We start from the raw sequence: 20430 nt of genomic DNA, 5'->3' as shown, positions 1-20430 counted from the left end.
TTACGGGCCGTAAGTAACGGAGTCTGATGCAAATGTCAGATCGTATGCGCCTGTTAGGGCGCGGCTGGTAACAGAGCCTTATAGGCGCATCAGAAAAACCTCCGGCTATGCCGGAGGATATTTATTTTTTTTTAACTCCCTCGCAGTATTACTTCAACGGTGATTGCGCCGTATTGAGACGTGCAGCCAACGTGGCCTGGGCGTTGCCACTCACATGTTTTTTGTGCGGAAACGCGCAGTGCGGTTACTCCGTTTCATTACTTGCTGCAAACCTCTGCGCTCTGCATTCCCCGCTTGCCACTTGTGGCTGGTCAGCATTACTGCCCCGCGCTATATCTGGGTGCGAACACCAGAACAAGCCAGGGAGACGGCATATCAAAACCTCGGTCGATATTGCAGCCATCGGGGTGGCTGCCGGCACATTGCCATTACTGCTATTACCGCAGCTTCCCCCCTGGCCATGGCTAGTGATCATTGCCGCTGTCGCGCTGCTGCTGTGGCGGCAAACGCAGAATTCCCTATGCCAGGCAATGTGCTGGTTGTTGTGCGGCTTTTTACTGGCGAGCGGTAGCGCCCGCGTGTTGGTGGGGCAGATCACCGCGCTAATTGGCGCGCCGCAAAATATCATCGTCACCGTAAGCAGTATCCGTCTGCAGGATGAAGCGCCTGGCCGGGTAATTTTTCGCATCGAACAGGTTGATGGGCGTTGGCTATTGCCGGCGCTTTACTTCAGTGCCGGCTGGAAGCAGGCGATACCCTGTGCTGGCCAACGCTGGCGGTTGCAGGTTCGTTTGCGCCCGGTACACGCCGTTCTCAATCAGGGTGGGTTTGACAGCCAGCGTTGGGCACTGGCACAGCGGCAACCGCTTACCGGGAGAATAACCCAGGCGGCGCTGCTGGATCCCGGCTGTAACCTGCGCCAGCGCATTATCCACCATGCAGAACAGAATATTCCCGCCGTGAATTATAAATCGGTGTTGCTGGCGCTGGCCTTTGGCGAGCGAACGTCGCTGGAGAAAGCGTTGCGCACGCTAATGCTGAAAACTGGCATAGCCCACCTGATGGCGATTTCCGGGCTGCATGTGGCGATGGCGGCGATCCTGGTTTGGTTATTACTGCGCGGCGTGCAGTTTTTTTTCCCGCCCTATTGGATTGGCTATCGTTTCCCGTTAGTCGTGAGTTGGTTTTTCACTGTGATTTATGTCTGGTTGGCCGGCGGCCAGCCGCCTGCGGTGCGCACCGGAGTGGCGCTGACTCTGTGGATGTTGTTGCGTATTGGTGGGGTGCAGTGTTCCTCGTGGCAGGTTTGGCTATGGTGCGTCAGTTTAATCCTGTTGTGCGATCCGTTGGCCGTGCTGTCAGACAGCTTTTGGCTATCCGTTATGGCGGTAGCCTCACTGATCTTCTGGTTTGACTGGGTGCCGCTAAGCGAGCGTGTACGCACCGCCTGGTTTTGGGCGCCGGTACGCTGGCTGCACCTGCAGTTAGGCATCACGTTGCTGCTGGTCCCCATGCAAGCCGGGTTGTTTCAGGGGATGACCTTAACCTCGTTGCCGGCCAACCTGTGGGCTGTGCCGCTGGTTTCCTTTTTGACCGTGCCGTTGATTTTATGGGCTATTGTTTTGGGCACACTCCCCACCGTCAGCGCGGCACTGTGGTGGCTGGCCGATCAAACGCTGCTGTGGGTATTTATCCCGCTAGGCTATTTGCAACGGGGGTGGGTTGAGCTTGGCGCTTCATCTTTGCTTATCAGCCTGGCGGGGTGGTTGCTGGTGGTCTGCTGGCGTTTCAATGGCTGGTGGCATTACCCCGGTGGGCTCCTGGCATTGGCTCTATGCGGCTTCTTGTGGCATGAACGCCCCGATCCTTACCGTTGGCGCGTGGATATGCTGGATGTTGGGCACGGCCTGGCCGTCGTGATTTCCGCCCAGGGGAAAGCAGTGGTGTTTGATAGCGGCGGGCAGTGGCAGAGCGGCAATGCGGCGGAGCGCTATATTCTGCCGTTTCTCACCTGGCGTGGCCTGGCTGTTGAGCAGATCATCATCAGCCACAATCATCTCGATCATACCGGTGGACTGGCAACGCTGCGGCAGGCATTCCCACAGGCCAGCGTACGCAGCCCACAACTCGGTGCCGGCCATCTGCCGTGTATGGCCGGCGAGCACTGGCACTGGCAAACCCTGGATTTTCGCGTTTTGGGGCCCGGCAAGCGGGTGGCCGATGCGGGCAACAATGACTCCTGTATCGTTCGGGTGAGTGATGGGCAATACAGCGTTTTGCTGACGGGCGATGTCGAGCAGAAAGGGGAGGCGCTGCTATTGCAGCAGCAGCGGCATTTATTGCCGGCAACGGTGCTGCAGGTGCCGCACCATGGCAGTAAAACCTCGTCTTCTTCGCCGTTTATTCGCGCAGTGGCGCCCAAAGCCGCGTTGGCTTCGGCTTCGCGTTATAACAGATGGCGTTTCCCTGCTGAGAAAATTGTTACCAGATATGTGGGCTATCAGGCGGACTGGCATGACACAGCCCGCTCAGGGCAACTGAGCGTCTTTTTCTTCGACAAAGATTGGCAGATTCAAGGCTTTCGCGAGCAATTAGTGCCCCGTTGGTATCATCGGTGGTTTGGTGTTATGGAGGATAATGAGTAAAATGAGCCGCTATTTCTTCCAATGCTGGTATTTGCATGATGAATGATAAAGATCTCTCGACCTGGCAGACCTTCCGTCGCTTGTGGCCGATGATCACACCTTTTAAAACTGGGCTGATCGTAGCCGCTATCGCGTTAATTTTAAACGCTGCCGGCGACACCTTGATGTTGTCGCTGTTGAAACCTCTGTTGGATGAAGGTTTTGGCAAAGCAGACAGCAGCGTTCTGGTCTGGATGCCGTTGGTGGTTATCGGCCTGATGATTATGCGCGGCCTCACCGGTTTTATTTCCAGCTATTGCATTTCCTGGGTATCGGGGATGGTGGTGATGCAAATGCGCCGCCGTCTGTTTGGCCATATGATGCGGATGCCCGTGGCCTTTTTCGACCAGCAGTCAACGGGGACGCTGCTATCGCGTATCACTTACGACTCCGAGCAAGTGGCATCGTCGTCGTCCAGCGCGCTGGTTACCGTGGTGCGAGAAGGGGCTTCGATCATCGGCCTCTTCATCATGATGTTTTATTATAGCTGGCAGCTTTCGGTGATTCTGATTGTGCTGGCGCCGATCGTTTCTTTCGCGATTCGCCTGGTATCGAAGCGTTTTCGTAATATCAGCAAAAATATGCAAAACACCATGGGGCAGGTGACGACCAGCGCCGAGCAAATGCTGAAGGGGCACAAAGAAGTGCTGATTTTCGGCGGCCAACAGGTTGAAACCGAGCGTTTCAACTCGGTCAGCAATCGCATGCGTCAGCAGGGCATGAAGCTGGTTTCCGCGTCGTCCATCTCTGATCCGATCATTCAGCTTATCGCATCGCTGGCGCTGGCGTTTGTGCTGTTTGCCGCCAGTTTCCCCAGTGTGATGGAAACCCTGACGGCCGGTACCATTACCGTGGTGTTCTCATCGATGATTGCCCTGATGCGGCCGCTCAAATCGCTGACCAACGTCAACGCCCAGTTCCAGCGCGGTATGGCGGCTTGCCAAACGTTGTTCAGCATTCTGGACATGGAACAGGAAAAAGATAGCGGTACCCGCGAAGTAACACGCGCCAAAGGGGATATTGAGTTCCGTAATGTCACCTTCTACTACCCAGGCAAAGAAACGCCGGCGCTGCGCGACATCAACCTGAGTATTTCTGAAGGCAAAACGGTGGCGCTGGTTGGGCGCTCCGGCTCGGGTAAATCAACTATCGCCAACCTGTTGACCCGTTTCTATGACGTGCAGGAAGGGGCGGTGTTGATGGACGGTTACGATCTGCGTGAGTACACGCTAGCATCCCTGCGCGATCAGGTCGCGCTGGTATCTCAAAACGTCCACTTGTTTAACGACACCATCGCCAACAATATTGCCTATGCGCGTGAAGATCGCTATAGCCGCGCAGAGATCGAACAGGCGGCGCGCATGGCTTATGCCATGGACTTTATCGACAAGATGGAAAAGGGGCTGGATACGGTGATCGGCGAGAACGGCGTGATGCTCTCCGGTGGGCAGCGCCAACGTATTGCCATTGCTCGGGCACTGCTGCGCGATTGCCCAATCCTGATCCTGGATGAAGCCACCTCGGCGCTGGATACGGAATCTGAACGAGCGATTCAGGCGGCGCTGGACGAACTGCAGAAAAACCGTACGTCGCTGGTGATTGCGCACCGCTTGTCCACGATTGAAAAAGCGGATGAGATTCTGGTTATCGAAGATGGGCGTATCGTTGAACGTGGCGGGCATGATGAACTGCTCGCCCGGCAAGGGGCTTACGCGCAACTTCACCGTTTGCAGTTTGGCCACTAATGATCGAGCGTATCTGGTCTGGCGGTTCACTGCTCTATTTGCTGCTGTTGCCGCTTTCCTGGCTGTATGGCCTGGTGAGCGGTTTAATCCGCCTGAGCTATCGTCTGGGGCTGCGCAAAAGCTGGCGGGCGCCGGTGCCGGTGATTGTGGTGGGCAACCTGACTGCAGGCGGTAACGGTAAAACGCCGGTTGTGATTTGGCTGGTAGAGCAGTTACAGCGGCGTGGTTACCGTGCGGGCGTGGTGTCGCGCGGTTATGGCGGCAAGTCCGCAAGTTACCCGCTGTTGCTGGATAGCGCCACCACAACGGCGCAGGCCGGTGATGAACCGGTGCTGATTTATCAACGTACCGGCGCGCCGGTCGCCGTTGCGCCCAAGCGTGTGGCCGCGGTGCAGGCACTGGTGCAGCAGCACGCGCTGGACGTGGTGATCACCGATGACGGTTTGCAGCATTATGCCCTGCAGCGTGATTTTGAAGTGGTGGTGATTGATGGCGTGCGGCGTTTTGGCAACGGCTGGTGGTTGCCCGCCGGTCCGATGCGCGAGCGTGCTGCTCGTCTGAACAGCGTGGATGTCTGCATTGCTAACGGTGGCGTGGCCCAGGAGGGTGAAATCGCCATGAAGCTGCAGGCTCAGGATGCGGTGAATCTGCTCAGCGGTGAGCGGTGCCCGGTTGCTGAACTGCCCGAGGTGGTTGCCATGGCCGGCATTGGCCACCCCCCGCGTTTTTTCGCCACGCTGGAAAAGCAGGGCGTTGAAATGGTGCGGGAGGTGCCGTTTGCCGACCACCAGGCCTATAGCTTGCCGCAGTTGGCCGCGTTGGTTCAGCCGCAGCAAACGTTGTTGATGACCGAAAAAGATGCCGTGAAATGCAGAGCGTTTGCTCAGCCGAACTGGTGGTATTTACCGGTTGATGCGCAGTTGCCCCAGCAACAGGCCGAACAGTTGCTGCAGCGCATCGAGGCGCTACTGAAATAACCCGTATGCCGCCTAGCCTTATGGCGGGGCGGCGTGTTGCATGGATAAAAAACGCTTTTTGTAATCAAAAAGAAAATAAATAATCAAGAGTTATCATGGAGATACTTCATCGGTGTGCATGATGATGAAAATAAAATGTTAAACTCGCTTGTGTAGCCGGTTGTTTTATGAGTAAATAAGCCTCGGCCTGTGATACAGACCTATTTATGCCAGAGTTTAGAGTTAAGCAGTTCCTTCAAAGCCGTTATCAGTCGATTCCGCTTCAAAGACGAACCTTCTAAGTACCTCCCATAAGTAATGTTTCTGCAAGCAGTCCAAAGTGCCTTATGGCAAGTTTTTATATTTAAAAGGTAAATGTAATGTCTAAGAAGATGGGTCAGGTTAAGTGGTTCAACGAGAGCAAAGGTTTTGGTTTCATTGAACAGCACGACGGTGGTAAAGATGTGTTTGTACATTTCTCTGCTATCATGACCGACGGTTTCAAAACCCTGGCTGAAGGCCAGCGTGTTGAGTACACCATTCAGGACAGCCCGCGCGGGCCGGCTGCCGCCAACGTTGTTGCCCTGTAAGTTCAGGTAATAGCGTATCGAGATCTTAATACAACCATGATGCAGCCGGTAGGCAGGCATCATTGCGGAAGATATTAAGTTCAATAAGCCCGCCAGCGTGCGGGCTTTTTCATGTTTGCTCATAAGGAGTTTATGACGAAAAACTTAGGATGGGCTGGTAGCATCCAGATAACAAATACGCATGGCGTAGTTCCGGGTGCCCACAAAAAAAGGAAATCAGTTATGTTAAAAAATCGGATGTTAAAAATGGGTCGGGTGAAATGGTTTAATCAGGCTGAAGGCTATGGTTTTATTTCACCGGTTGATGGCAGTGACGAAATATACGTCAGCCGCCAGGCGATTGCCAATACCAAAAACAAATCACTTACCGAAGGCCAGAACGTTGAGTTTTCGATCGGCCGTGGCTCTAATGGGCTGTCGGCTGCAGACGTTATCGCGTTCTAAGCTTCTTCCTCCTCGCCAGTGCCGGCGCTGCCGCTACTTTGCACTGGCGAAGAAAAATCACGCCAATTCCACTATTATCAAGTAACCCCCCTTTCAGCAGGACGACAGGATGCCTTTGCCGGTTATTTCATTGGCCGCCGCCCGCGCACTACACCTTGCCGCCCAGGGCTTATTAACCCCGGTTCGGCGTAAAGCCCGCCCAGACGATGTTATCCAGGCGATTCAACGGATGGGCTTGCTGCAAATCGATACCATCAGCGTCGTTGCCCGCAGCCCTTATCTGGTGCTGTTCAGCCGTCTTGGCGATTACTCGCCCGCATGGCTGGATCAGGCATTAGCGCAGCGGCGCCTGTTTGAGTACTGGGCGCACGAAGCCTGTTTCCTCCCCATTGACGACTTCCCACTGATGCGCCATCGCATGCTGGCGCCACAGGGAATGGGCTGGAAATACTCGGCACAGTGGGCAGAACAGCACCAGGATGCCATAGAGGCGCTGGTGCAACACATTGAGGAAAAAGGACCGGTGCGCTCGGCGGATTTCAGCAGCGCGGACAAAGGCAACAGCGGCTGGTGGGATTGGAAGCCGGAAAAACGCCATCTTGAACTGTTGTTTACCACCGGCAGGCTGATGGTGGCCGAACGCCGCAATTTCCAGCGGGTGTACGATCTTACCGAACGTCTGATGCCGCAGTGGGATGATACGCAACATGCGTTGCCAGAAAGCGCTGCCCGGCAAGAGATGCTCCGGCGTACCTGCCGCTATCTGGGTTTTTTCCGCGCCGAATGGCTGGCGGACTATTATCGCTTAAAGCGTGTTGCGCCGGGAAAACTGCTTGCCGAGCTGCAACAGCAAGGGGAGATCATCCCGGTCGCCGTCGCCGGTTGGGACGCGAAATGCTACGTCCACCGTTCGCTGGCCGCGCAACTGGCGCTGGCCGAACAGGGCAAACTGACATCGACGGTATGCACGCTGCTGTCGCCGTTTGATCCGGTGGTGTGGGATCGCCGCCGTACCAGTGAACTGTTTGGTTTTGATTATCGCCTGGAATGCTATACCCCGAGCGAAAAAAGGCAGTATGGCTACTTTACCCTACCGATATTGCAGCGCGGCGCACTGATTGGGCGCATTGATGCCAAAATGCACCGCCGTCTGAGCATATTCGAGGTACGCAGTTTGCACCTTGAGCCGGGGGTTCGCCTGGGCAAACAGCGCTGCCAGGATATGTATCAGGCCATTACCCGTTGCGCGCAATGGCACGGGGCGCGGCAGGTGGCGTTAAAAACGTTGCCGGATGAATTGGCTGCGCGCTGGGGCAGTGGCTGGGAAGTGGAATAACGAACGGCGTTGCCATAAAAAGGGGGGTAAAACGAGTGCCAGCGCCGTTCGTTACAATACGTGGTGTTATTTGCGGTACTACCTGAGAAATTGAGTGGCAGAAAGCTACATCGACTGCTTATGATTAATTGTGTGATGCTTGCCACACAAAATTCTACGCCTGCGGCCAGTGCAATTCAACCCCTTCACGGAAATGTCATCAAGGGTTCAGCCGGTGATTAACCGTAACACCACGTTATGCTATTCTCATGCCTCTTTTCCTGAAGTCATATCTCCACCCTGGAGGGAACATGGATCACCGTTTACTTGAAATCGTTGCCTGCCCGGTCTGTAACGGCAAGCTTTACTACAATAAAGAAAATCAGGAACTGGTTTGCAAAGTGGATGGTTTGGCCTATCCGCTGCGTGACGGTATTCCGGTGCTGTTGGAAAACGAAGCGCGTGCCCTGTCACTGGAAGAGAGACACGCATGAGCTTTATCGCGATTATTCCTGCGCGTTATGCGTCAACGCGTTTACCGGGCAAACCGCTGGCGGATATCCATGGCAAACCCATGGTGGTGCACGTCATGGAACGCGCTCGCGAGTCCGGCGCGGCGCGCGTGATTGTCGCCACCGATCATGCCGATGTGGCAGATGCCGTGGTGGCGGCCGGCGGCGAAGTGTGTATGACCAGCCCGGATCACCACTCTGGTACTGAACGTTTGGCGGAAGTGATTGAACATTACGGTTTTGCCGATGACCAGATCATTGTCAACGTCCAGGGTGACGAACCGTTGATCCCGCCGGTGATTATTCGCCAGGTGGCGGAAAACCTGGCGGCCTGCAGCGCCGGCATGGCGACGCTGGCGGTGCCGATTGACAGCGCGGAAGAAGCGTTTAATCCCAATGCGGTGAAAGTAGTGATGGACGCGCAGGGATATGCGCTGTATTTCTCGCGCGCCACCATTCCCTGGGATCGCGAGCGTTTTGCCGTTTCGAAAGCCGCCATCGGCGACAGCCTGCTGCGCCATATCGGCATCTACGCTTACCGCGCCGGCTTTGTGCGCCGCTATGTGCGCTGGGCGCCCAGCCAACTGGAGCAGATCGAGCTGCTGGAACAGCTGCGTGTGCTGTGGTACGGCGAGAAAATCCACGTGGCGGTCGCCAAGGCCATTCCCACCGTTGGGGTAGATACGGCGGAAGATCTTCAACGCGTGCGCGATACCCTGTGCGGCTGATTGTCCCCGGGTGATAGAACGGCCAGCGCGATATCGCGCTGGCCGTTGTGTTTTTGCCTATAGCTCTTCGTTTTGTTGATCTGCATTGAAGTATTTCCCCGCATGGCGTTTGATGATGTAAAGCGCTTTATTTTTCCTCCAGAGGTTTTGCTTGATGGAACAGTTACGTGCCGAACTGAGTATTGTGCTGGGCGAATCAATCAGCCGCCTTGAACGCGTCAGCGAGCAACCCTACGCGCATATGTACTCATTGTACGATCAACATGATCACGCCATCCCATTGATGGCGAAAAGCTATGTCTGCGCGGGGATCGCCCAACAAGAGGCCTATAAGCTTTCAATGCTGGCGCGGGAGGGAGATATCCGTTTGCCGACGGTGTTTGGCGTGGTGTATACCCACCAGGCGCCGTACAAGGAAATTCTGCTGATCGAACGGCTGCGCGGGGTACCGGTTGAAGCACCCGCGCGCACGCCCGACCGCTGGAACATGCTGAAGGGGCAGATCGTGGAAGGGATGTTGGCCTGGCACCGCATCGACAGCCACGGTAACGTTGGCACTGTCGACAGTACGCAGGAAAACGACTGGTTTTGCTGGTATCAACAGCGGATCGAGGTGTTATGGTCGACGCTTACCAACCTGAATTCGCCGCAGTTAACGATGGACGATCGCCGCTTGCTGTATCGCACGCGCGAAGCATTGACCCATTTCTTTGTCGGCTTTGACGATCCCTGTGTGTTGGTGCACGGCAACCTGACGCTGCGCAGTATGCTCAAAGACGCCAAAACCGACCAACTGTTGGCGATGTTTAACCCAGGCATGATGCTTTGGGCACCGCGTGAATACGATCTTTTCCGGCTAAGCGAACCCGGTATGCCAAGCCAACTGCTGTTTGAGTATTTGCAGCGGGCGCCGGTGGCGGAATCGTTCATGGCGCGCCGCTGGTTGTACACGGTATGGGAAGCCGCCGCGCGCATGATCCATACCGGCAAGCTCGATCGGCAACTGTTCAGCAATGCTTCGCAGCAACTGTTGCCGTGGCTGGCGGGTTAATCGTTATCGGCGCCTTTTACCCGTTGCCACAGGCTGCCCAGCGTTTCATACCAGGCGCGTTCGCTGTGCCCCAGGAACATGGCCGAAGGTAATACGCGATCCCAGAAATACAGCGGTGAGGCGATCGCCAACTGGTTGGCCGGCGCGGGAATCGGGTGCAACCCTTTGGCGCGAAAGAAACGCATCGCCCGCGGCAAGTGGTTGGCCGAAGTGACCAAAATAAACGGCTGTTGCCCCACCAGTTCGGCGACTTGCCCTGCCTCTTGTTCGGTGTCCATCGGGCGATCGAGCACCACGATATCACTGCGCGGCACTCCCAGGCTCTCCGCCACTCTGGCGGCGGTCTCGGCGTTGCTCAGCATATTGGCGCCGCTGGCGCCGGTAAACACCATTTTGCTGCCGGGGTGCGCCAGATAGAGACGTATGCCTTCGGTAACCCGCGGCAGGCTGTTGCCGATCAGATTGGAGCTCGGCGCCCAGTCCGGGTTATACGTGTAGCCGCCACCTAATACCACGATATACTTCGCCGCGTCGTTGCCGCGGTAGGTGGCGTATTGCGCCTCGATGGGCTGCAACAAGCGATCGGCAACCGGCTGCAGACTGAAAAGCAATAAAAACAGCCAACTCAGGGTTAAAATAGCCTTACTGCTTTTCTGCCAGCGGGTGAACCATATCAGTAGCAGTGCCAGCCCCATCAGCAAAAGCAGGGCGGGCAGCGGCATTAAAATACCGCCGATGAACTTTTTCAGGTCAAACAGCATCAAAAATCCGATCCTTTTGGGTGAAAAAACGGCATCCAGGCGCAATCTGGCTGCAAGAAGATTCATTCTAAGCCAGTCTGTGCCAAAATAGCAGGTTTGAATAGGCGGGCGTTTTGCCGGAGCCAGAATAAAAGCAGTGGAGCCACTGTCTTATGCAGGATCGCAATTTTGACGATATTGCTGAAAAGTTTGCGTGTAATATTTATGGCACCACCAAAGGGAAGATTCGCCAGGCGGTGCTCTGGCAGGATCTGAACGCGTTATTGGCGCAACTGCCGCAGCGACCGCTGCGCATTTTGGATGCCGGCGGTGGCGAAGGGCATATGGCCTGCCAACTGGCCGAATTAGGACATCAGGTATTGTTGTGTGATCTTTCCGGTGAGATGATCCAGCGGGCGGCGGCATTGGCAGAACAGAAAGGTGTGAGCCAGAACATGCAATTTAGACAAAATGCTGTTCAGGATATCGGCCAGCACTTGGAACAACCTGTCGATCTGATATTGTTTCACGCGGTGCTTGAATGGATCGCTGAACCGCTGGCGGCGCTGCGGGCGTTGTCAGCCTGTTTAGCGCCGGGCGGCGCGCTGTCGCTGATGTTTTTCAATGCTAACGGCCTGCTGATGCGCAACGTGGTGTTGGGGAATTTCCAGCTAGTGGATCCGCAGGTCAGAAGGCGCAGAAAGCGTTCGTTGTCGCCGCAGTACCCGCATCAGCCACAGGATGTTTACGGCTGGTTGGAACAGTTAGGGCTGCGCATTAGCGGCAAAACTGGTGTGCGGGTGTTCCATGATTATCTGCAAAGCCGGCAGTTACAGACCGAAAAATTTGAAGAATTATTGGCGCTTGAACAGCGCTATTGCCGGCAAGAGCCGTACGTGAGTTTGGGGCGCTATATTCACGTGATGGCGCATAAACCCGACCTGAAGGACGAACTATGAGTGAGTTTTCCCAGACTGTACCCGAATTGGTCGCCTGGGCACGGAAAAATGATTTCTCTCTTTCGCTCCCTACGGAGCGTCTTGCGTTTCTGCTCGCTATCGCCACGTTAAACGGGGAGCGGCTGGATGGCGAGATGAGCGAAGGGGAGCTGGTTGATGCCTTTCGTCATGTCAGCAAAGGCTTTGAGCAGACGCATGAAACGGTGGCGATTCGTGCCAATAATGCCATTAACGATATGGTGCGCCAGCGCCTGTTGAACCGCTTTACCAGCGAACTGGCGGACGGCAATGCCATCTACCGCCTGACGCCGCTAGGCATCGGCATTACCGACTACTATATCCGCCAGCGCGAGTTTTCGACGCTGCGGTTGTCGATGCAACTGTCTATTGTGGCGCAAGAGCTCAAACGCGCGGCGGACGCCGCGGAAGAGGGCGGGGATGATTTCCACTGGCACCGCAACGTGTTCGCGCCGCTGAAATATTCGGTGGCGGAAATCTTCGACAGCATCGATATGACCCAACGCGTGATGGACGAGCAGCAGCAAAGCGTCAAAGAAGACATTGCCGCCTTGCTTAATCAGGATTGGCGCGCAGCCATTTCCAACTGCGAAATGCTGCTGTCGGAAACTTCCGGCACTCTGCGCGAACTGCAAGATACGTTGGAAGCCGCAGGCGATAAGCTGCAGGCAAACCTGTTGCGTATCCAGGACGCCACCTTGGGCGATGCGGAGCTGAGCTTTGTCGATAAGCTGGTGTTTGATCTGCAGGGCAAGCTGGATCGCATCATCAGTTGGGGCCAACAGGCCATCGATCTGTGGATCGGCTACGATCGCCACGTGCATAAGTTCATTCGTACCGCCATCGATATGGATAAAAACCGGGTGTTCTCACAACGCCTGCGCCAGTCGGTGCAAAACTATTTCGACAACCCATGGGCGCTGACCTTCGCCAACGCCGATCGCCTGCTGGACATGCGTGATGAAGAGCTGGCGCTGCGCAGCGAGGAAGTGACCGGGGAGTTGCCGCCGGACCTGGAGTTCGAAGAGTTTAGCGAGATCCGCGAGCAGCTGGCCGCCATGATCGAGCAGGCGCTGCAGGTGTATCAGGAACAAAAAATACCGCTCAATTTGGGAACGGTAATGCGCGATTATCTGGCGCAATATCCGCGTGCCCGTCATTTTGACGTGGCGCGTATAGTGGTCGACCAGGCGGTGCGTCTTGGTGTGGCTGAAGCTGATTTTTCAGGGTTGCCGGCCGAATGGCAGGCAATCAATGATTACGGAGCCAAGGTACAGGCCCATGTCATCGACAAATATTGAACAAGTAATGCCAGTTAAACTGGCCAAAGCGCTGTCTAATGCGTTGTTCCCGGCGCTGGATAGCCAACTACGCGCTGGCCGCCACATCGGTATTGATGAGCTGGACAACCACGCCTTCCTGATGGATTTTCAGGAAGAGCTTGAGCTGTTCTATGGCCGCTACAACGTGGAATTGATCCGTGCGCCGGAAGGCTTCTTCTACCTGCGCCCGCGTTCGACCACGCTGATCGCACGTTCGGTGCTGTCCGAGCTGGATATGATGGTGGGCAAAATCCTCTGTTATCTCTACCTCAGCCCAGAGCGCCTGGCGCATGAGGGCATCTTCAGCCATCAGGAACTGTATGATGAACTGCTGAGCTTGGCGGATGAAAGCAAACTGCTGAAGTTCGTCAACCAACGTTCAACCGGTTCCGATCTCGATCGGCAGAAACTGCATGAAAAGGTGCGCACCTCGCTTAACCGCCTGCGCCGCTTGGGGATGGTTTACTTCATGGGCGGCGACAGCAGCAAATTTCGCATTACCGAAGCGGTGTTCCGCTTCGGTGCAGACGTGCGCAGCGGTGACGATCCGCGTGAAGCGCAGTTGCGCATGATTCGCGACGGTGAGGCCATGCCGATTGAAAACAGCCTGTCACTTCATGATGACAACGAAGGCGATGAGCAATCGGCAGCCAATGCCCAGGACAGTGCAGAGGATGAACAGGAATGATTGAACGCGGTAAATTTCGCTCGTTGACGCTGGTTAACTGGAACGGCTTTTTCGCCCGCACTTTTGATCTTGATGAACTGGTTACGACACTTTCCGGCGGTAACGGCGCCGGCAAATCCACCACCATGGCGGCCTTCGTCACGGCGCTGATCCCGGATCTGACGCTGCTGCACTTCCGTAACACCACAGAAGCCGGCGCCACCAGTGGCTCGCGTGATAAAGGCCTGCACGGCAAGCTGCGCGCCGGGGTGTGTTATTCCACGCTGGACGTGGTCAACTCGCGCCATCAGCGCGTGGTCGTTGGCGTGCGCTTGCAGCAGGTGGCCGGCCGCGATCGTAAAGTGGACATCAAGCCGTTCACCATTCAGGGTTTGCCGACCTCAATTCAGCCCACGGAACTGCTCACGCAGACGGTGGGCGAGCGCCAGGCGCGCGTGCTGCCGTTGCAGGAGTTGAAAGAGCGCGTGGAGGAAATGGAAGGGGTGCAGTTCAAGCAGTTCAATTCCATTACCGATTACCACTCGCTGATGTTCGATTTAGGGGTGATCCCGAAGCGCCTGCGTTCTTCGGCCGATCGCAGCAAATTCTATCGGCTGATTGAAGCCTCTCTTTACGGCGGGATTTCCAGCGCCATTACCCGTTCGCTGCGTGATTACCTGCTGCCGGAAAACAGCGGCGTGCGCAAGGCGTTCCAGGATATGGAAGCCGCGTTGCGCGAGAACCGTATGACGCTGGAAGCGATCCGCGTCACGCAGTCGGATCGCGATCTGTTCAAACACTTAATTGCCGACGCCACCGCCTATGTGGCCGCCGACTATATGCGCCACACCAATGAGCGCCGCATCCATTTGGATAGCGCCATTGCGTTGCGCAGCGAATTGTTCACCAGCCGTAAGCAACTGGCCGCTGAGCAGTATCGCCACGTTGAAATGGCGCGCGAGCTGGCTGAACAAAGCGGTGCCGAATCCGATCTGGAAACCGATTATCAGGCCGCCAGCGATCACCTCAACCTGGTGCAAACGGCGATGCGTCAGCGGGAGAAGGTCGAGCGCTACGAGGCCGATCTGGAAGAGCTGTCCTATCGTCTGGAAGAACAAAATGAGGTTGTCGCCGAGGCCAGTGAGCAACAGGCAGAAAACGAAGCGCGGGCCGAAGCCGCTGAACTGGAAGTCGATGAGCTGAAAAGCCAACTGGCGGATTACCAGCAGGCGCTGGATGTGCAGCAAACCCGTGCCATCCAATATCAGCAAGCGTTGCAGGCGTTAGAGCGGGCCCGCAGCCTGTGCCAACTGCCGGAGTTGACCGCCGAAAATGCGGAAACCTGGTTGGATACTTTCCAGGCGCGGGAGCAAGAGGCGACGGAAGCGCTGCTGCTGCTTGAACAAAAACTGAGCGTGGCTGACGCGGCTCACGGCCAGTTTGAACAGGCCTATCAACTGGTGGGCAAGATTGCCGGCGAAGTTAGCCGCAGCGAAGCCTGGCAGACGGCGCGCGAACTGTTGCGCGACTGGCCTTCACAGCAGCACCTGGCCGAGCGTGTGCAGCCGCTGCGGATGCGCCTGAGCGAGCTGGAACAGCGCTTGCGCTCACAGCAAGACGCCGAGCGCCTGTTACAGGAGTTCTGCAAACGGCATGGGCAGGACTATCAGCCAGACGATCTGGAAAGCCTACAGCAAGAGCTGGAAGAGCGCCTGGAGTCGCTGTCGCAAAACGTGAGCGAAGCCGGCGAGCGCCGCATGGAAATGCGCCAGGAACTGGAGCAGATTCAGCAGCGTATCAAAGCCCTGACCGCGCGTGCGCCGGTCTGGCTGGCTGCACAGGATGCGTTGAGCCAGCTTAGCGAACAAAGCGGCGAAGCGCTGGAAGACAGCCAGCAGGTGACTGAATACATGCAGCAACTGCTGGAGCGCGAGCGTGAAACCACCGTCGAACGCGACGAAGTGGCGGCGCGTAAGCGCGCGGTTGAAGCGCAGATCGAGCGCCTCAGCCAGCCGAGCGGGGCGGAAGATCAGCGCCTGGTCACGCTGGCCGAACGTTTTGGCGGCGTGTTGCTTTCGGAAATTTACGACGATGTCACCATTGATGATGCGCCTTATTTCTCCGCGCTGTATGGCCCGTCGCGCCACGCGATTGTGGTGCCGGATCTGTCGTTGGTGCGCGAGCTGCTTGAAGGGCTGGAGGATTGCCCAGAGGATCTTTACCTGATTGAAGGGGATCCGCAGTCGTTCGATGACAGCGTGTTTGCCGTTGAAGAGCAGGAAAAGGCGGTGGTGGTGAAAATCGCCGATCGTCAATGGCGTTATTCACGTTTCCCGGAAGTGCCGCTGTTTGGCCGTGCGGCGCGGGAAAGCCGCCTGGAAGTGCTGCATGCCGAACGCGATACCCTGGCGGAACGTTACGCGACGCTATCGTTCGATGTGCAAAAAACGCAGCGTGCGCATCAGGCATTCAGCCGCTTTATCGGCACCCACCTGGCGGTGGCGTTCGATACCGATCCCGAAGCGGAAATCCGCACGCTCAATGGCCGCCGCGGCGAAATTGAACGCGCGCTAAACAACCATGAAGCGCAGAACCAGCAGCAGCGCCAACAGTATGAGCAGGCCAAAGAGGGCATTTCCGCGCTCAACCGCCTGATGCCGCTGGTTTCACTGCTCAATGATGACACATTGCAGGATCGCGTCGATGAGATCCGCGATGAGCTTGATGATGCGCAGGACGCCGCGCGCTATATTCAGCAGCACGGCGCCGCGCTGGCGAAGCTGGAGCCGCTGTTGGCCGTGTTGCAGAGCGATCCGCAGCAGCATGAACAGCTGCAGCAGGATTATCAACAAGCGCAGCACGCGCAGCGCCAGGCCAAGCAGCAGGCATTCGCGCTGACGGAAGTGGTGCAACGGCGAGCGCACTTCAGCTATACCGATTCCGCCGGCATGCAGAACGCCAATAACGATCTGAACGAAAAATTGCGTCAGCGGCTGGAGCTGGCGGAGGCAGAACGTAGCCGCGCCCGTGACCAATTGCGCCAGTATCAGGCGCAGTTCACCCAGTTCAGCCAGGTGCTGGCTTCGCTGAAAAGCTCGTATGACGCCAAGCGCGACATGCTTAAAGAGCTTAACCAGGAACTGGTGGATATCGGCGTGCAGGCCGATGCCAATGCCGAAGAGCGCGCCCGTATCCGCCGCGATGAACTGCACACGGCGTTAAGCAATAACCGCGCGCGCCGCAATCAGTTGGAAAAACAGCTGACCTTCTGCGAAGCGGAAATGGACAGCCTGCAGAAAAAACTGCGCAAGCTGGAGCGTGATTATCACCAGATGCGTGAACAGGTCGTGACCGCCAAAGCCGGCTGGTGCGCGGTGATGCGCCTGGTGAAAGACAACGGCGTGGAGCGCCGCCTGCACCGGCGTGAGCTGGCCTATATGGACGGCGACGAACTGCGCTCAATGTCGGATAAGGCGTTGGGGGCGTTGCGTCTGGCGGTGGCGGATAACGAACACCTGCGTGATGTTCTGCGACTTTCCGAAGATCCTAAACGGCCGGAGCGCAAGATCCAGTTCTATATTGCGGTGTATCAGCATCTGCGCGAGCGTATTCGCCAGGATATTATCCGCACGGACGATCCGATCGAAGCGATTGAACAGATGGAGATCGAGCTTGGTCGCTTGACGGAAGAGCTGACCGCGCGCGAACAGAAGCTGGCGATTAGCTCGAAAAGCGTGGCCAACATCATTCGCAAAACCATTCAGCGGGAGCAAAACCGTATCCGCATGCTCAACCAGGGGCTGCAGGCGGTGTCCTTCGGTCAGGTGAAGAGCGTGCGGTTAAACGTGAACGTGCGGGAAGCGCACGCCACGTTGCTGGATGTGTTGTCTGAACAGCAGGAACAGCATCAGGATCTGTTCAACAGCAACCGCCTGACCTTCTCTGAGGCATTGGCCAAGCTGTATCAGCGCCTGAACCCGCAAATTGATATGGGGCAGCGCACGCCGCAGACCATCGGTGAGGAACTGCTTGATTACCGCAACTATCTGGAGCTGGAAGTTGAAGTGTTCCGTGGCTCCGACGGTTGGCTGCGTGCGGAAAGCGGCGCGCTGTCGACCGGTGAGGCGATCGGTACCGGTATGTCTATCCTGGTGATGGTGGTGCAAAGCTGGGAAGAAGAGTCCCGCCGCCTGCGCGGCAAAGACATTTCGCCTTGCCGCCTGTTGTTCCTGGATGAAGCCGCACGTCTGGATGCCAAGTCTATAGCTACGCTGTTCGAACTGTGCGAGCGCCTGGAAATGCAGTTGATTATCGCCGCGCCGGAAAATATCAGCCCGGAAAAAGGCACCACTTATAAGCTGGTGCGTAAAGTGTTCAAAAACCACGAGCATGTGCATGTGGTTGGGCTGCGTGGCTTCGCGATTAACGAGCCGGCGGCGCGTGATTCGGCGGCGGAAACGCCGTAGATAAAAAGGCCTGCTAAAAATCTGAAAATAGCCATCAAAGGATGGCTATTTTTTTCATCAAGGGGATGATCTGGCCATTTTTATTACCAGGAATGCTGTAGCGCCATGAAATAAACAGTTATTCTACGGCGCCTGAGAGCAAAACGGGGTTTCTGTTTGTATACTAAGCCTAGGTTGTCTTTGCATTGGTTCATGGTGTCGTTCAGTAGAAAAGCCCAGTTGATGCTCGAGCCGGGCGACCTGGTAATATTGTTGTTTTTTTGTGGGCAAACAGGGGGAAAGGATGTTGCTTGAAAATGGAGGCTCTATGCGGCGCCTCGCACTGAGTTGTGCTATGGCATGCAGTATTAGTGCGTCGTTACCTACACGGGCAGCCGTGCCAGCGTTTCCGGTTTCATCATCCGGCATCTCTGCCGCACAAAGTCGTGCTGAATTAATGGCGGCGTTGCCGCCTGGCGTCACACCGCATAACCTCTCTACGCTGGCGGCGCTGTATGCCGGCCATCATATGCAGCCTATGTGGCAGGATCGTGAGGCGGTACGGCAGTTTCAACAGCAGTTGGCGGAACTGGCGATCTCCGGCGTGCAGCCGCAGTTTACCCAGTGGGTCAAGCAGTTGACGGATCCGGCAATCAGCGGTATGGCGCGTGATATTGTGCTGTCGGACGCCATGTTGGGCTACCTGCAATTCGTGTCGTCGATTGCGGCAAATGGCAATGATTGGCTATACAGTAATATTCCTTACAAACTGGGCCTGCCGCCCAATACGGTGATTAACCAGTGGCAGTTGGCGGTGCGCGATGGGAAAACGCTGGCTTATGTTGAATCCCTGGCGCCGCAACACCCGCAGTATGCCAAGATGCATCAGGCGCTGCGCGCCATGCTGGCGGATAACCGCCCCTGGCCGCGCCTGGCCAGCGGCCCAAGTTTGCGCCCCGGCCAGATGAGCAATGATATTCCGGCGCTGCGCGAGATTCTGACGCGCAATGGCATGCTGAGCGCCGCCGCGGTGGTGCCGGCGACGGAGCCTGCCGCCGTGCTGATTTCATCGAGTGGCGGCGACGACGGCGGCCTTTCCGTTGATGAAGAAAAAGCGCAGGAAACCCCGCCGGCGGTGGTTAGCCCATCCGCAGCGCCGGTAAAGGATATTGCGCCTTCAGCAACGGCCGACGCCGCGCCGCAGCAGCCGGCCGGGCCGGTTGCGATCAGCGATAATATTTATAGCGACGATCTGGTGGAAGGGGTAAAACGCTTCCAGAAATGGCAGGGTCTGAGCGCCGATGGCGTAATCGGCGTGCGTACGCGTGAGTGGTTGAATGTGTCGCCCAACATGCGCGCAGCGCTGCTGGCCTTGAATATTCAACGTCTGCGTATTTTGCCCAACAGTGTTAATACCGGCATTATGGTGAACATCCCTAACTATTCGCTCACCTACTACCAAAATGGTAATGAGGTGTTGTCATCCCGGGTGATTGTCGGCCGTCCAAGCCGTAAAACACCGATGATGAGCAGCGTGCTGAATAATGTGGTAATGAACCCGCCGTGGAATGTGCCGACGACGCTGGTGCGTGAAGATATTGTGCCGAAAGCGATGCGTGACGCCAGCTACTTCCAGAAGCACGGCTATACGCTGTTGTCTGGCTGGAGCAGCGACGCAACGGTGATCGATCCGGCGATGATTGACTGGAACACGGTTTCCGCCCGCAACTTCCCGTACCGCATCCGCCAGGCGCCGGGCACCAATAACTCGCTAGGGCGTTTCAAATTCAATATGCCAAGCTCCGATGCCATTTATTTGCACGATACGCCGAATCATGAGCTGTTCCAGAAAGACATTCGGGCGCTCAGTTCCGGTTGCGTGCGCGTGAATAAAGCGTCTGATTTGGCGAATATGCTGCTGCAGGATGCGGGCTGGAATGATTCCCGCGTCTCTTCGACCCTGAAAGGCGGCAACACGACATACGTCAATATTCGCCAGCATATTCCGGTTAAATTGTATTATTTAACGGCCTGGGTTTCTGATGATGGAAAGCCACAATTTCGTACAGATATTTACAATTATGATGATACGGTGAGATCTGGCGCGCAAATTTTGGCTCAGGCGGAAAAATTACTGCAATAAATGCAGTAATTCTAAATAACTAACGGTCAGAATATTTGGCCATCCTGCGGGCAGGCATTTCCTTTCTGCCCGCAAACCACGCGGCACACGGGTTGACTCAGCCCGGCCGGG

At 56.3% G+C, this 20430-nt stretch carries 15 protein-coding genes; 14 read left to right on the top strand and 1 reads right to left on the bottom strand.

The genetic code is table 11. The features are described 5' to 3' along the window. The first annotated feature begins 374 nt into the window (after window positions 1-374). The 9 genes from AC559G_RS09895 to AC559G_RS09855 all read left to right on the top strand — a co-directional run bounded on the left by AC559G_RS09895 (window position 375) and on the right by AC559G_RS09855 (window position 10025). Window positions 375-2645 (top strand): ComEC family protein, encoded by a 2271-nt coding sequence (locus tag AC559G_RS09895; RefSeq protein ID WP_498912431.1) that lies wholly within the window; start codon window positions 375-377, stop codon window positions 2643-2645. A gap of 35 nt (window positions 2646-2680) precedes the next feature. Beyond that, entirely contained in the window at window positions 2681-4429 is a 1749-nt protein-coding gene (gene msbA / locus AC559G_RS09890; protein ID WP_498912418.1) for a lipid A ABC transporter ATP-binding protein/permease MsbA, read from the top strand. After that, a complete protein-coding gene (gene lpxK, locus AC559G_RS09885) occupies window positions 4429-5406 on the top strand; it encodes a tetraacyldisaccharide 4'-kinase (RefSeq protein ID WP_498912417.1) in 978 nt (325 codons plus the stop codon). Before msbA ends, lpxK begins: the two co-directional genes overlap by 1 nt. 359 nt (window positions 5407-5765) lie before the next feature. Continuing rightward, window positions 5766-5975 (top strand): S1 domain-containing protein, encoded by a 210-nt coding sequence (gene cspE, locus AC559G_RS09880; protein WP_498912416.1) that lies wholly within the window; start codon window positions 5766-5768, stop codon window positions 5973-5975. Between the two features lie 222 nt (window positions 5976-6197). Next, entirely contained in the window at window positions 6198-6419 is a 222-nt protein-coding gene (locus AC559G_RS09875) for a cold-shock protein (protein ID WP_438597362.1), read from the top strand. 109 nt (window positions 6420-6528) lie between these two features. Continuing rightward, on the top strand, window positions 6529-7755 hold the full coding sequence (locus AC559G_RS09870) for a winged helix-turn-helix domain-containing protein (RefSeq protein ID WP_498912415.1): 1227 nt from the start codon (window positions 6529-6531) through the stop codon (window positions 7753-7755). 290 nt (window positions 7756-8045) lie between these two features. Next, window positions 8046-8228: a Trm112 family protein gene (locus AC559G_RS09865; protein WP_095848065.1), complete on the top strand. Its 183-nt coding sequence runs from the start codon at window positions 8046-8048 to the stop codon at window positions 8226-8228. Further along, entirely contained in the window at window positions 8225-8974 is a 750-nt protein-coding gene (gene kdsB, locus AC559G_RS09860) for a 3-deoxy-manno-octulosonate cytidylyltransferase family protein (protein WP_498912414.1), read from the top strand. Before AC559G_RS09865 ends, kdsB begins: the two co-directional genes overlap by 4 nt. A gap of 154 nt (window positions 8975-9128) precedes the next feature. Beyond that, entirely contained in the window at window positions 9129-10025 is an 897-nt protein-coding gene (locus AC559G_RS09855) for a YcbJ family phosphotransferase (RefSeq protein ID WP_498912413.1), read from the top strand. Here AC559G_RS09855 and elyC read toward each other — a convergent pair. Beyond that, window positions 10022-10786, bottom strand: coding sequence for an envelope biogenesis factor ElyC (gene elyC / locus AC559G_RS09850; protein ID WP_498912430.1), 765 nt, complete (start codon window positions 10784-10786; stop codon window positions 10022-10024). The genes AC559G_RS09855 and elyC overlap by 4 nt on opposite strands. A 152-nt stretch (window positions 10787-10938) precedes the next feature. Between elyC and cmoM the strand changes: the two genes are divergently transcribed. The 5 genes from cmoM (at window position 10939) to ldtD (ending at window position 20319) form a co-directional block, all read left to right on the top strand. Beyond that, window positions 10939-11724, top strand: coding sequence for a tRNA uridine 5-oxyacetic acid(34) methyltransferase CmoM (gene cmoM, locus AC559G_RS09845; protein ID WP_438597355.1), 786 nt, complete (start codon window positions 10939-10941; stop codon window positions 11722-11724). Further along, window positions 11721-13043 (top strand): chromosome partition protein MukF, encoded by a 1323-nt coding sequence (mukF, locus tag AC559G_RS09840; RefSeq protein ID WP_498912412.1) that lies wholly within the window; start codon window positions 11721-11723, stop codon window positions 13041-13043. The genes cmoM and mukF overlap by 4 nt, the downstream gene beginning before the upstream one ends. Continuing rightward, entirely contained in the window at window positions 13024-13752 is a 729-nt protein-coding gene (mukE, locus tag AC559G_RS09835) for a chromosome partition protein MukE (protein WP_095848071.1), read from the top strand. The genes mukF and mukE overlap by 20 nt, the downstream gene beginning before the upstream one ends. After that, the gene (gene mukB / locus AC559G_RS09830) at window positions 13749-18197 is read left to right on the top strand and encodes a chromosome partition protein MukB (RefSeq protein ID WP_498912411.1); all 4449 of its coding nucleotides are present in this window, start codon (window positions 13749-13751) and stop codon (window positions 18195-18197) included. Before mukE ends, mukB begins: the two co-directional genes overlap by 4 nt. Window positions 18198-18480: 283 nt before the next feature. Further along, window positions 18481-20319 carry a L,D-transpeptidase gene (ldtD, locus tag AC559G_RS09825; protein ID WP_498912410.1) on the top strand — a complete coding sequence of 613 codons (1839 nt, stop codon included), beginning with the start codon at window positions 18481-18483 and terminating at the stop codon, window positions 20317-20319. Window positions 20320-20430: the final 111 nt, after the last annotated feature.

The organism is Gibbsiella greigii, from assembly GCF_039540155.1.
Lineage (GTDB): Bacteria > Pseudomonadota > Gammaproteobacteria > Enterobacterales > Enterobacteriaceae > Gibbsiella > Gibbsiella quercinecans.
This window is presented reverse-complemented; position numbering and strand designations above follow the sequence as displayed.

What these genes read in the sequence shown, in the direction of transcription:
- AC559G_RS09855 (WP_498912413.1), top strand. Translation starts at nt 9,129, where the DNA reads ATGGAACAGTTACGTGCCGAACTGAGTATTGTGCTGGGCGAATCAATC.
- AC559G_RS09870 (WP_498912415.1), top strand. Translation starts at nt 6,529, where the DNA reads ATGCCTTTGCCGGTTATTTCATTGGCCGCCGCCCGCGCACTACACCTT.
- AC559G_RS09875 (WP_438597362.1), top strand. Translation starts at nt 6,198, where the DNA reads ATGTTAAAAAATCGGATGTTAAAAATGGGTCGGGTGAAATGGTTTAAT.
- mukF (WP_498912412.1), top strand. Translation starts at nt 11,721, where the DNA reads ATGAGTGAGTTTTCCCAGACTGTACCCGAATTGGTCGCCTGGGCACGG.
- elyC (WP_498912430.1), bottom strand. Translation starts at nt 10,786, where the DNA reads ATGCTGTTTGACCTGAAAAAGTTCATCGGCGGTATTTTAATGCCGCTG.
- cmoM (WP_438597355.1), top strand. Translation starts at nt 10,939, where the DNA reads ATGCAGGATCGCAATTTTGACGATATTGCTGAAAAGTTTGCGTGTAAT.
- mukE (WP_095848071.1), top strand. Translation starts at nt 13,024, where the DNA reads ATGTCATCGACAAATATTGAACAAGTAATGCCAGTTAAACTGGCCAAA.
- cspE (WP_498912416.1), top strand. Translation starts at nt 5,766, where the DNA reads ATGTCTAAGAAGATGGGTCAGGTTAAGTGGTTCAACGAGAGCAAAGGT.
- AC559G_RS09865 (WP_095848065.1), top strand. Translation starts at nt 8,046, where the DNA reads ATGGATCACCGTTTACTTGAAATCGTTGCCTGCCCGGTCTGTAACGGC.
- ldtD (WP_498912410.1), top strand. Translation starts at nt 18,481, where the DNA reads ATGTTGCTTGAAAATGGAGGCTCTATGCGGCGCCTCGCACTGAGTTGT.
- mukB (WP_498912411.1), top strand. Translation starts at nt 13,749, where the DNA reads ATGATTGAACGCGGTAAATTTCGCTCGTTGACGCTGGTTAACTGGAAC.
- msbA (WP_498912418.1), top strand. Translation starts at nt 2,681, where the DNA reads ATGATGAATGATAAAGATCTCTCGACCTGGCAGACCTTCCGTCGCTTG.
- kdsB (WP_498912414.1), top strand. Translation starts at nt 8,225, where the DNA reads ATGAGCTTTATCGCGATTATTCCTGCGCGTTATGCGTCAACGCGTTTA.
- lpxK (WP_498912417.1), top strand. Translation starts at nt 4,429, where the DNA reads ATGATCGAGCGTATCTGGTCTGGCGGTTCACTGCTCTATTTGCTGCTG.